Here is a 12432-nt window from a genome sequence, read left to right as displayed (position 1 = left end):
GCTGCCGTCCGGAAATACCAGTGCGTCATCGGCGGGCGGGTTCAGTGCCAGGTCGAAGGCCTTCACCGGGTGCAGGCCCGCGGTGATCCACACGATAGCCAGCGGGAAGACCAGCCGCATACCGAACACCGCGATCACCACACCGACGGTGAGGAAGATCTTCTGCCAGAACTCGTTCATGCGTTCCAGCACAGTGGCGTTGATGACGGCGTTGTCGAACGACAGTGAGACCTCGAGCACACCGAGGATCGCGGCCAGCGCCAGCGCGGTCGGCCCGCCGTAGAGGAATGCGACGATGAGCGATACCACCGTGACGCCGATGGACATCCCGAAAATTCGCAGAACCACGCGGAGACCCTTTCCGTGCGGCGGTCGAATGTTTGTCCGAGCGCGCCTGTAGCTGATGTAACCCGAGGGCCGTGCAACCCGCGGTGGCGATGATGGTTCCAGCGTGGACGCGGAACCGTCGATTGTCCAACGGTGCGCTGCGGCAAATCGTTCCGTGGACACGCGGACAGGGGGCCCGTTGCCGAGCCCCCTGTTGCAGCTGGTGTCTTAGACGTTCACGCCGTAGTCGCGGGCGATACCGGCCAGACCCGAGGCGTAGCCCTGCCCGATGGCGCGGAACTTCCATTCGGCACCATTGCGGTACAGCTCACCGAAGACCATGGCGGTCTCGGTCGAGGCATCCTCGGACAGGTCGTAGCGGGCCAGTTCGGCGCCGTTGGCCTGGTCGACCACGCGGATGTAGGCATTGCGCACCTGGCCGAACGACTGCTGGCGGGTGTCCGCGTCGTAGATCGAGACCGGGAAGAAGATGCTCTCGATGGTCGGCGGGGTGTTGGCCAGGTCGACCTTGATGACCTCGTCATCGCCTTCGCCCTCGCCGGTCAGGTTGTCGCCCGTGTGCTCGATGCTGCCCTCGGGCGACTTGAGGTTGTTGAAGAAGACGAAGTGCTTGTCGGACACAACCTTCTTGTCCGCACCGGTCGCGATCGCACTGGCATCCAGGTCGAAGTCGGTTCCGGTGGTCGTACGAATATCCCACCCGAGCCCGACGGAGACAGCGGTAAGGTTCGGCGCCGCTTTGGTCAGCGAGACATTGCCGCCCTTGGACAGACTGACACCCATTCGGGGATCCCTTTCAATAGACGTCTGTGGTTCCCAGCATGTCCGAATCGCCGGGTACGCCATACGACAGTAGTAGGTTTCCCCGGACTTGCGTAGGAACTGAGCTAACCACGGCGGAGTGGTACACCGCCTAACATCGGGGCGTGACAGGCCGCAGGCGTGGATGGTTCCGGTCGTCCGGGAACACCGAATGGATTTCGCAAGCCCGGTCGACGCTGGCGGCCGCGTTTCTCGATATGGATCAGCGCCAGAGTGCGGCCGACGCCGCGGTGCACGCGAGTGCGCAGGTGTTCCCGGAGCGCCGGATGAGCGCGCAATGGGAACCCGTGCGCAGCCGGTGCTATGACGCCGCGGGCGCATATCTGGCATTCACCGAGGAATTGGACAATGCCGAGCGCGACGGCTCTACCATGCCGCAGGGGCAGTTGCGGGTGGACACCCTGGTCCGGCAGTTGACCGATGCGGCCCGCGCGGTCGATGAGTTCTATCGCGGCAATCAATCGCAACTCGAGCACGCGGTCGCGGTGCTCGGCACGGTCCCGCAATTCGCTCAGCAGGTGAAGGTCGCGGCGGCGGGTGTCCGCGGGCAGGCGGCCGAATCCGAATACGCCGACTACCCCTCGGTGCGGCAATGTGCGGCGGCGGTGGATGAGTCGCTGCTCACACTCGAGGCCCTCGGCTCCGAGGTACCGGCGGCGACCGTCCGCGAGGCCGCCAGCCACCTGGAATCGGCGACGAAGGCGCTGGCAGAAGCGTTGGCGCAGGCGCCATCCCGGGCTGGGGCCGCGGCCAATGCGATCACCTCGGTCGGCACCAGAATGGCCGCCGTGCGCACCCGCGGCGAGCGGTTGGCGCCCGCCTACTCGGAGCTGCTCCGCGAGTTCAATGCTGCGAGTTCGGCGGATCTGGCTAACAATGGGCAGGACAGTCAACGGGCCATCGATGCCGCCGACGCTGCCCTGGTCCGGGCACGTGCGGCGGCGGCCGAGAACAATCCGGAGTTTGCACTTGAGCTGACCACATCCGCACGGGGCTACCTCGCCGAGGCCGAACAGAAGGTCGACGCCGTCACAAAGCGGCTGACACTGCTGCGCGAGGTCCGTGCGAATCCGCAAGAAAAGGCCAAGGCCGTACGATTTCGGCTGCGGGACGCGCAAATGCTCGCGGTGAGCCGCGGGCTCGTCGGCGAATGGGGATCTGTGCTCGATGCACAGGTGGACCGAATCGATCGAATCACCGAAAACCTGTCGGGACGTCATCCCGACTACTGGGCCTATGTGGCCGAATTGGATGCCGTCGCGGAGTTCGTAGCCGGGGTAGTGGATCGAATGAGAAAACAAGCAGGACCACGACGAGAATGAGGCCAGGGGTATGCGGCCACCGCCACAAGGGATGAGGACAGCGCAACGATGACCGCGGGCATCGCCGTCCAGCAACAGATCTCCCTGCGAAAGCAATTGCCACTACGCCATTTCCGGCAGCTGCACGGCCCGGAGGCGCGGCGCCTTTTCCATCGACAACCGGAACCGTTCGGCGATCACGCCGATCGGGAACTTTTGGCGATCGCACTCGGCGCCACCCTGTACGCACCGGCGACCCGAGCGGATCTCGCCATGACCATCAGCAGACGGGCCGCGCGCGGGGTGTGCTCGATGGTCATCGATCTCGAGGACGCGGTCGCCGATCACGAGTTGGAGTTCGCCAAACACCAGACCGTCGCGACGCTGAATCTGCTTGCGGGCAGCGATGATCCGAATCCGCTGCTGTTCGTGCGCGTTCGTGACGCGGATACCGTCTGCGAGATCGTCGAGCAGCTCGGCACCGGTGCGGCGGCATTGACCGGCTTCGTCTTCCCGAAGTTCGACAGTGCGAGCGGGCCGAAATATCTCGCGGCGCTCGAGGCCGCCGGGGAGCGGCTGGGCCGGCCGGTGTACGGCATGCCGGTACTCGAATCGGCGGCGCTGGTGCACCGCCAGACCCGGGATCAGGAGCTGACGCAGATCGCGGCGCTACTCGCCGAGCACCGGGAGCGGATACTCGCGGTGCGCATCGGGGCCACGGATATGTGCTCGACCTTCGGCATTCGGCGCGATCGGGATCTGACGATCTACGACGTGCGGGTGGTCGCCGATGTCATCGCCGATATCGTGAATTACCTCGGCCGTTCGGACGGTTCGGGTTTCGTGATCACCGGGCCGGTCTGGGAGTACTTCGCCGACCATGAGCGGATGTTCCGGCCACTGCTGCGGACCGCGCCGTTCGAGGAATCCGATGCGGTGCCGTTCCGGCGCTATCTGGTCAGCCGGGATCTGGACGGTCTACTACGTGAGATCACGTTGGACCGGGCCAATGGGATCCAGGGCAAAACGGTGATCCATCCGTCGCATGTGGCGGCGGTGCACGCGCTATCGGTGGTAACGCACGAAGAGTATTCCGATGCGCTCGATATCCTGCAGGTCGACGTCGGCGGGGTGGCGGCATCGGGCTATCGGAACAAGATGAACGAAATGCGGCCGCATCGCAGCTGGGCGCGCCAGACGCTATTGCGGGCCCGGGTTTTCGGTGTCGCGAACAAGGGTGTCTCCTTCGTCGATCTGCTGACGGCGTTGGTGACCGAATGAGCACCTATGCCTGGGCGACCGCGAATTTGGGCATCGAATTGCGGCATGAGCGCTCGCACGACGCCGGTGTTCCGGTGGATGTGCTGCCCGCCGAACTGCCCATCGCGACGCTGATCCAGCCCGGCCTGCGCCGCAATCCACGCCGCGCGCATCTGCTGGTCTCCACCGTGCTCGGCAAACACCTGCCGACCGATCCCCGCGTGGTACTCGGCGCGGGCAACCGGCTCGGTGACCTGGTGCGTGACGTACTCGGTGAACGCGAGGCGGTGGTGCTCGGATTCGCCGAGACGGCAACGGGATTGGGGCATTGTGTGGCGGCCAGGATCGGAGCCGGGTGCTATCTGCACTCGACCCGTCGCGAGGTGCCCGAGGCCACCACATTGACCGGATTCGAAGAGGGGCATTCGCACGCCACCTCGCATATGCTCCAGCCCGCGCCCGCCGATATCTTCGTCAACGATTTGCCACTGGTGCTCGTCGACGACGAAATCTCCACCGGGGATACCGCGATCGATGCGGTGCGGGCGCTGCACGCGTTCTCGCCGCGTTCGCATTATGTGCTTGCGTCGCTGGTTGATATGCGGACCGCGGACGATCGGGCGCGCTTCGAGGCGGCGGCCGCGGAATTGGGTGCGCGGATCGACACCGTATGCCTGGCTTCGGGGCGCACCCTGCTGCCCGATGGTCTGGTCGAGACGGTATCCGCGATGCCGGATCCGGACTTGAATCCGACTGCGGCACATCGTGGTTCGTTCGATCAGCTGGAATTGCCCTGGCCCGCTGCGGTGCCGGAGGGCGGCAGGCACGGGATGCTGCGATCGGATACCGATGCGTTCGAGGCGGCGCTCGCGAAGGCGGCCGAGGCGCTGCGGGTTCGGCTCGCCGACGGTTTCGCCGAACGCCCCGTTATCGTGCTCGGGCACGAAGAGTTGATGTACCTGCCGCTGCGATTGGCGGCCGAACTCGCCGATGCCGGGATCGCGACGCGCTACCAGACGACCACCCGCTCGCCCGCGTATGTACTCGACGAACCCGGTTATCCACTGCGGCGCGGATTTCGGTTCATCGCACCCGAACCCGGTGAGGAGCAGCCGCGCTATCTGTACAACGCGCACTGGATCGAGGATGCGCTGTCCGAACTGGCGGCGCTCGGTGCGGACGATCCGGTGCTGGTCGTCGTCATAGACGCACCAGCGGATAGTGCCGAATTGCGTGCCGAGGGCGGTCTGATCGATGTGCTGACCGCATCCGGCGCCGATGTCGTATTGGCGGTGCTGCCGGGCGCGGATCCGCGCATGCTGCACGCCGAGCGCAGCGAAGTCGTGCCGGTGGCCGCCGACGTATCCGAACCGAGAGTGCTGTGAGGTCGAACGCTGTGCCGGAATCGAATATCTCGCCCCGAACGGCATTGCCGGTGCCGCTGCACGGTCCGGCCTTCGGATCGTATGCGGCCCAAGAGGTTTCCTGGCTGCTGAAGGATTTGTCGGAGGTCGATCTGGAGGCCGATGTCGCCGAGCGCGAGCGCCGGATCCAGTCCGGTGCGGCGCATTACGCGGAATCGTTGCCGATCGAATATCAGCCGGACGCCGCGTACCGCTCGCTGTTCGACGAAGTGCTCGCCGACAGTGCCGAGCGGCTGGCGGTCGCCGTCGCGACGGTATCGGAACTCGTGGTCGCCGAACGCGGCCAGGACATCGTGCTGGTGTCATTGGCCAGGGCCGGGACGCCGATCGGGATTCTGATGCGGCGCTGGCTGCTCAGCGGGCGCGGGCCGGATCTGCCGAACCTCGATGTGCCGCACTACGCGGTGTCGATCGTGCGTGATCGCGGCATCGATGCGGTGGCTCTGGACTACCTTGCGCGCCATTATGATCCGGCGTCGGTGGTATTCGTCGACGGCTGGACCGGCAAGGGCGCGATCACTCGTGAACTCACCGAAGCGCTCGATGCCTATTACGCCGCGGGCGGCGCGCGATTCAATGACGAACTCGCCGTACTCGCCGATCCGGGACATTGTGTGCGCACCTATGGCACCCGCGACGACTTCCTCATCGCCTCCGCCTGCCTGAATTCGACGGTATCCGGACTGATTTCACGCACCGTGCTGAACGACACGCTGATCGGCCCCGGCGAGTTCCACGGCGCGAAGTTCTACCGCGATCTGGCCGACGATGACGTATCCGGCCGCCTGCTCGACACCGTGAGCGCGGCCTTCGATACCGTCCGCGATCGCGTGCCCGCCGAACTGGCCGCCGTGCGCGCGGGCGACCGCACGCCGACCTGGACCGGCTGGGCCTCGGTGGACCAGGTCCGCGAGGCGTACGGCGTGGCCAGCGTGAATTTCGTGAAACCCGGTGTCGGCGAAACGACTCGGGTGCTGCTGCGGCGACTGCCGTGGCGGGTGCTGGTGCGCGAGGCGGATGCGCCCGAGCACGCACATATCCGACTGCTCGCCGCGGCTCGCGGTGTTCCGGTCGAGGTCGTACCCGACCTCGCCTATTCGTGCATGGGATTGATCAAGGACGTACAGCAATAATGCATTTACGACGACTACGAAGACATGCTCTGATCGCTACCGATCTCGACCGGACGATGATCTACTCACGCAATGCTTTCCACGCCGCCACCAATGTGCCGACGGTCTGTGTGGAACATCTGGAGGGCGCGCCCCTGTCGTTCATGACGACCACCGCCGCCCTGCGGATGCAGACCCTGACCGAACCCGCTGCCGTCATCCCGACCACCACTCGGACCATCAAGCAATTCGAGCGGATCCAACTACCGGGCGCCCCGTGGCGCTACGCCATCACCAGCAATGGCGGCAATATTCTGGTCGACGGCATACCGGATATGCGCTGGCGCATCGATATCGACGCGCAGGTGCGGGCCAGCGGCGCGACGCTGTCGGAGGTGAATACCGAACTGCGCGCGCGCATCGACGACTCCTGGGTCACCAAATTCCGTATCGCCGACCATTTGTTCGCCTATCTGGTGGTGAAGCCGAAGGAGGTGCCGGAGGGTTTCCTGGCCGAATGGGATGCGTGGTGTCGTCCGCGCGGCTGGTCCGCGTCCCAGCAGGGACGCAAGATCTACACCATGCCCATGGCCGTCTGCAAGAGCCACGCGGTCCGCGAGGTCCGCCGCCGCCTGCTCGACAATGGCGAACTCACCGATGCGGCAATGACTCTCGCCGCGGGCGACGGCGCGCTCGACGCCGAAATGCTGCGCACCGCCGACTCCGCCATTCGCCCCCGCCACGGCGAACTCGAACAACTCAACTGGACCCATCCGAACCTCACCGTTACCCGTGCGTCGGGAATTCTGGCGGGCGAGGAGATCATCAACTGGTTCATCAAGGCTGCGCCGGGATCCGCCGAATAGGGGCTTGCCGTGACACCGGTCGAGGCGGGACGGGAGCCGTCCGCACTCGAGTACACCCGCTGGGGATCGATCGATATGCCGCCGGAACGGGTGGATGGGTTCGCCGCACAAGGTGTCACCCGCATCGTGGTCGGGGCGACGGCGACCGTGCCGAGCAGTTCGACGAAATGTTGGCGTTCTCCGAACGTTTCGGGCTCGCCGCGACGCTCGGTCAGGCACGCCGGACGGCGTCAGCGGCGCCGCCAGCACTGGGCGCTATCGGCCAGGTTCCACCAGGCGACGTAGTCGGGGTCCTGATCGACCAATTCCCAATTCGCCTCCAGCGCATGGAAGAAGGCGGCGTCGGCGGTGCGGCCGCCGGGTGGTTCGCCGATGTAGATGAGCAGATCACCACCGACGCGCTGGTAGGCATCGAGGGCACCGGAGGCCATGGGGTTCGCCCAACCCGGTGGCCAGCAGAGCAGCAGGACGTCGGCGGCATCGGCAATATCGCGGTAGGCATCGGCGTCTCGGAGTTCCTGGATCGGATGCCAGATATGCGGCTGTCCGGCTGCCGACGGAAAGGACGTGTTGTTCGCGCGGTCCGGCGGATGCGTATCGTAAGCCGTTATCGGCACTCCGGATTCGGCGAGCTGGCTGGCCCAGTAGCCACGTCCCGCACCGATTTCGACAACCGATCGCCCGCGCGTGATATCGGCGATCCAGGCAAGCGTCTCCGGTGCCGGCACGGCATAGGCGTAGGTCGCCTGCACGACGATCTGCGCATATCCCAGCCGCGCACTACCTTTCGCGCGGCCGCCGTTCACCTCGCGTCGCCCGCCGCGCTCCGGCGGCCCCGCCGCCACCGACGGCGCGACGATATCCCAATACGGATCGACACTCTCCCCACCGGTCATGAAGTGCAGCAACCGCAGATCGAATGCCGCATCCGCCACCGCATCCCCCGTCCCCGCCAGCTGCTCGGCCATCGATAGGTAATCCGCCACCCGGGGGTAGGCCTGTTCGAACGCGGCCTCGTCTTGCATCAGATTCGCCAGCGCCGCGAGTCGTTCATCCGACAATGCGAAGGGTGGCATTCTGCAATTGTCCATGGCCTGACCGAAATCAACGGTCGAATCAACTGACCCGCTGGCACTGCCCAACCCGGAACGCGATCGGTCTCGGGCTGTGGCGCAGGCGATGTTCGCCTCAGCGGTTGCGGGTGTGGTTGAGCCAGTCGAGGGCGTCGCGGAGGGTGGGGGAGTGGTCGAGGATGGGAGGCGGGGTGTAGGCGGGTGTCGGGTCGGTTGCGGGCTGCTGCGACCGGGGTTGGTAGTGCTCGGGGCGGGGGCGGTTCGGGCGGGGGTAGGCGGGATCGGTCGGGAAAGGCAGTTTTGGGGTGGGGGATTGCGGCGGGATGGGTTGGAACCGCTTCACCACCACCGCGATGACCGCGATGACCGCGATGACCGCGATGACCGCGATGACCGCGATGACCGCGATGACCGCGACGATCGCGATCACGAGTCCGATACTCATGAGTGCCTCCCAACACGATGCCTGCTGTTGGGAAAGTTAGTGATCGAGCGGGTGCCGCGTATCCACCGAAGGTAGGACTACCGGGATGATCCGCAGGTCATCCGGTTCAATAGTCGCGCTGCTGAGCGCCCAACTGCTGGGTGATGACACCGTGCAGCCGCTGCAGACCGCCGACGGTCATACCGCTCTGGAGTTGGCCCTCGATGGTGCGCACCAGCGCCGAATCGCTGAGGATCTTCTCGCTGGATTGGATGAGAACCGTTCCCGCGCCGGTGAAGTCGAACTGGCGCTCCTCACCGGAATTCACGCCGAAGCGGGCGGCACCGGCGGCCAGGAAGTTGGAGACCCAGCGCTGGTCGTAGTGATGGCTGGGGGAGGGGCAATCCGCCCAGCCGACAAGGGCTTCCGGGTCGACGCGCAGCGGCGGTTCGGCGAACATGACCGGGCCATTGGATGAGGCCAGGAACTTGCCGGTGCCGATGAGGGTGAGGAAGCCGGGGACGATCGACTGGTTCAGCGATAGGCCGGGTTCGAAGGCCAGCAGGTTGGCGGCGCGAATGGTGAGGTTGCCGTTGTCCTCGAGGTCATAGGAATTGATGTCGTAGCCGCGGTCGCCGATGATCAGCTTGCCGTGGCCCTCGGCGATCACATAGTCGCCGGTGAACAGCGGTGCCGAGAACTGCTGGGAGACCATGTGCAGCAGTCCACCCTGCAGCCCGTGGGTGAGCATCTGGAACCGCATATCGCCGTAGTAGGCGATCATCGCGCCCTTGCGCATGAACCACGGCTTGTTCAGGTCGATGCAGTAGGCGTAGCTGTTGCCCGGAATATTGTCGCTTTCACCGAGATTCAGCGGATTCAAAATCTCACTCATGACTCACAACTTCTCTTCCGAAGCCTGCACATAGACCACACCTTGTCCGACGCAATGCAATTGCATGGCCTCCCCGGAACCGCGGCCGACCGCGTCGCGCCAGCTCAGCGCCGTCTTCAACTCGGTCTGCACATTGCCGTAGGCGGCGACGAAGGCCTGCGGATCTACCACGATCGGATTCGGTCCGCCCACCGGAAGTTCCAGGAATCCGCCGTGCGCGAGCAAGACTGCCGCACCCTGTCCGGACAGCTGCGTGGTGAACATGCCCTGGCCGGTCAACGCACCACTCGCGGCCCCGCGCAACGCGCCCATCAGCCCGCCGCCACCGCCGCCGCCCGAACTCATCACGGACACAATCGAACTCTGCAGTGCGGCGGTATTGGCCAGCAGCCGCGAGGCCTCCACGCGCAGCACCGCGCCCGGCTGCAGCTGCACCACATGCACTTCCAGCCCGGCGAAACCGTAGTGCACCTGGCCATTGCCGGTCGCCAGCATGGTGCGCTCGTGCTCACCGGCCATCATTTGCCCGGCCATTCGCATGATGCCGCCACCGCCCATGCCCGGGGCCATGCCCGGAATCTGGTGCGGCGCAAAGGAAATATCTCCGGTATAGAACAGCATCGCGCCATTGCGCGCGACCACACCGCCCGCCATGCCGACGTCGACCTTGACGACCTTGCCGTTGACCTTCTCGAACATCGCAGGCCCCCTTACCGTTCCGCGGGCTGGATCAGTACCAGGCCCTGACCGTCGAAGCGCAATGAGAACGCCTCCCCGGCATCCTGGCCGACGAACGTGCGCCACGAAACATCGGTCACGAACGACTGATCGAGGTTGCCGCGGCAGGCGACGAAGGCATCCGGATCCACGATCAACGGATATTGCGGCGAAACCTCCAGGTGGATCAGCGGCCCACCGGCCGAGAGCAATGCGACCTGACCCTGTCCGGTCACCGTGGTGGTGAACAGGCCAGCTCCCGACGACGCGCCGCGCAGACCGGCGAAACGTACGTCGGTGCGCAGGTTTCCGGCGAAGCAGAGCAGCTGCTGCGATTCGACCTGCAGCGTCTCGTTGTTCAGATTCACCACGGTGACGTGCTGGCCGTTCACCGCGAAGAAGACCCGGCCATTGCCGCCGCATTCCATCAACGACAGTTTCTCGCCGGTGGCGCGCCGCTTGAGTCCGGCGAGTACGCCGTCGCCTCCGCCGAAACCGGCCGACTTGAACTGCACATTTCCTTCATAGGCGACCATCGAGCCGGAAATCGCGCGGATACTCGTTCCGGCGAGGTGTGCCTCGATCACCTTTTTCGACTGCTCGAACAGTTGCGCCATGGGGGAGTTTGCCTGCCGTCTCGTTCGGGAACATGGTGTTGATCGCCCATATTCCAACTGCGTTTCGTCACCCTAACCGATCTCCGGGCAACGATCCGGGCCATGGCGGCGGTTACTTCGGATCGCGTTCGGCACGTTTCTCGTAGAGTGGCACCGTACGCACCGACAAGCGAAGGGTCGAACTTGTCCGCAACACTCGCCAAGGGTCAGAATGGCCCGCTGGCCGTCAATGACGTGGTGATCTCCGTCCAGCTGACCGCACCTGCGGATCTGTCCGCACTGCTGGTCACCGACTCGGGGAAGGTCCGTTCCGATGCGGACTTCGTCTTCTTCAACCAGCCAAGTGGCCCAGGGGTGAATCTGCAGCCCGCACCGGCCGGGCAGTCGGCGTCCTTGGCGGTGTCGCTGAATGCGGTGCCAGCGGATATCTCGCAGATCCGCGCTGTCATCACCCTCGACGACGCGACCAGCAATTTCGGCCGCTCCGCCGCGCCGACCGCGGTCGTCTCGGATTCGGCGGGTAATCGGTTGTACGAGTACCGCATCGACGGTTTGAACACCGAGTCGATCGTGATCGCGCTCGAGCTGTACCGGCGCCAGAGTGAATGGAAGGTGCGTGCGGTCGGCCAGGGCTACGCGGGTGGTTTCGCGGCGCTGGTCACCGATCACGGTGTGACCGTCGACGAATCTCCGGCCGCGACACAGGTTCCGCCGCCACCGACCTATCAGCCCGCGCAGCCCACTCAGGGTTACCCGCCGCCGGCCCCGCCCGCATACCCGACGCAGCAGCAGCCGCAGTACCCGCCGCAGCAGACCTACCCGCAGGGCGCACCCGGCTACCCGCCGCCGCCCGGTGCCGGCTACCCGCCCCCGCCCGGACCCGGTGGTTACCCGCCGCCGCCCGGCCAGCCCGCCCCCGGCCAGGGCTATCCGCCGCCCGCTCAGCCCGCGGCCCAGCAGCAGCCGCCCGCCGAGGTCAGCCTGAGCAAGGACCGTCCGGTCAGCCTGGTCAAGGGGCAGCGGGTCACCCTGCGCAAGGAGGGTGGCGCCGCGCTGACCTTTGTGAAGATGGGTCTCGGCTGGGATCCGGTGCGCAACCGCGGCATGTTCGGCAATCGGACCGTCGATGTCGACCTCGATGCGTCGGTCGTGATGTTCGCCGACATGAACGTGGTGGATGTCGCCTACTACGGTCAGCTGACCTCCAAGGACGGTTCGATCCGGCACCAGGGCGATAACCTCACCGGTGAGGGCGAGGGCGATGACGAGGTGATCCTGGTCGACCTGACCCGCATCCCGGCCCACGTCAGCTCGGTGCTGTTCATCGTGACCTCCTATAAGGGCCACACCTTCGAGCAGATCCAGAATGCGTTCTGCCGCTTGGTCGATGGCGCCAACAATGCCGAGCTGGCCAGGTACACCCTCGCCGGTGGTATGCCGTTCACCGCGATGGCGATGGCCAAGCTCTTCCGGGTCGGCCGCCGAGCTCGGCCTGGATCTAGCTGGAATCGCCACGGACGCACGGGGTTTCATCCCGGTCGACGAGCAGCTGCGCACCGGTGTCGAGCATGTC

Annotated in this window: 13 protein-coding genes; 6 read left to right on the top strand and 7 right to left on the bottom strand. The window is 65.5% G+C overall.

All coding sequences use genetic code 11. From position 1 onward, the window contains the following. Both ABZW16_RS40260 and ABZW16_RS40255 read right to left on the bottom strand, forming a co-directional pair. Positions 1 to 348: DUF475 domain-containing protein (locus ABZW16_RS40260; RefSeq protein ID WP_354961414.1), on the bottom strand; the 348-nt coding region annotated here is incomplete at its 3' end. Between the two features lie 207 nt (positions 349 to 555). Next, entirely contained in the window at positions 556 to 1131 is a 576-nt protein-coding gene (locus ABZW16_RS40255) for a TerD family protein (RefSeq protein ID WP_354961413.1), read from the bottom strand. A 143-nt stretch (positions 1132 to 1274) separates the two neighbouring features. Here ABZW16_RS40255 and ABZW16_RS40250 point away from each other — a divergent pair, with 143 nt between their 5' ends. From ABZW16_RS40250 to ABZW16_RS40230, 5 genes are read left to right on the top strand one after another with little or no spacing between them, the layout of a single operon-like run. Continuing rightward, entirely contained in the window at positions 1275 to 2492 is a 1218-nt protein-coding gene (locus ABZW16_RS40250; RefSeq protein WP_354961412.1) for a hypothetical protein, read from the top strand. Positions 2493 to 2540: 48 nt separating this feature from the next. Beyond that, positions 2541 to 3752, top strand: a complete 1212-nt coding sequence (locus ABZW16_RS40245) for an HpcH/HpaI aldolase/citrate lyase family protein (RefSeq protein ID WP_354961411.1) — start codon at positions 2541 to 2543, stop codon at positions 3750 to 3752. Further along, entirely contained in the window at positions 3749 to 5116 is a 1368-nt protein-coding gene (locus ABZW16_RS40240; protein WP_354961410.1) for a phosphoribosyltransferase family protein, read from the top strand. The genes ABZW16_RS40245 and ABZW16_RS40240 overlap by 4 nt, the downstream gene beginning before the upstream one ends. 44 nt (positions 5117 to 5160) lie before the next feature. Beyond that, positions 5161 to 6288, top strand: coding sequence for a cysteine protease StiP family protein (locus ABZW16_RS40235; protein ID WP_354961415.1), 1128 nt, complete (start codon positions 5161 to 5163; stop codon positions 6286 to 6288). Positions 6289 to 6344: 56 nt separating this feature from the next. Then, positions 6345 to 7133 (top strand): HAD family hydrolase, encoded by a 789-nt coding sequence (locus tag ABZW16_RS40230; protein ID WP_354961409.1) that lies wholly within the window; start codon positions 6345 to 6347, stop codon positions 7131 to 7133. A gap of 230 nt (positions 7134 to 7363) precedes the next feature. Here the strand turns inward: ABZW16_RS40230 and ABZW16_RS40225 are convergent, their stop codons facing one another. The 5 genes from ABZW16_RS40225 to ABZW16_RS40205 all read right to left on the bottom strand — a co-directional run bounded on the left by ABZW16_RS40225 (position 7364) and on the right by ABZW16_RS40205 (position 10859). Beyond that, positions 7364 to 8209, bottom strand: a complete 846-nt coding sequence (locus ABZW16_RS40225; RefSeq protein WP_354961408.1) for a hypothetical protein — start codon at positions 8207 to 8209, stop codon at positions 7364 to 7366. Between the two features lie 112 nt (positions 8210 to 8321). Beyond that, entirely contained in the window at positions 8322 to 8651 is a 330-nt protein-coding gene (locus ABZW16_RS40220; RefSeq protein ID WP_354961407.1) for a hypothetical protein, read from the bottom strand. Between the two features lie 106 nt (positions 8652 to 8757). Then, entirely contained in the window at positions 8758 to 9525 is a 768-nt protein-coding gene (locus tag ABZW16_RS40215; protein WP_354961406.1) for an AIM24 family protein, read from the bottom strand. A 3-nt stretch (positions 9526 to 9528) separates the two neighbouring features. After that, positions 9529 to 10224, bottom strand: a complete 696-nt coding sequence (locus ABZW16_RS40210) for an AIM24 family protein (RefSeq protein WP_354961404.1) — start codon at positions 10222 to 10224, stop codon at positions 9529 to 9531. An 11-nt stretch (positions 10225 to 10235) separates the two neighbouring features. After that, positions 10236 to 10859 (bottom strand): AIM24 family protein, encoded by a 624-nt coding sequence (locus ABZW16_RS40205; protein ID WP_354961403.1) that lies wholly within the window; start codon positions 10857 to 10859, stop codon positions 10236 to 10238. A gap of 183 nt (positions 10860 to 11042) precedes the next feature. Between ABZW16_RS40205 and ABZW16_RS40200 the strand changes: the two genes are divergently transcribed. Then, positions 11043 to 12432 (top strand): TerD family protein (locus ABZW16_RS40200; protein ID WP_354961402.1); only part of this gene is annotated, 1390 nt, incomplete at its 3' end.

This window comes from Nocardia sp. NPDC004604, assembly GCF_040609795.1.
GTDB lineage: Bacteria > Actinomycetota > Actinomycetes > Mycobacteriales > Mycobacteriaceae > Nocardia.
Note: the sequence above shows the minus strand (reverse complement) of the source record. Positions and strands in the feature narration are given on the sequence as shown.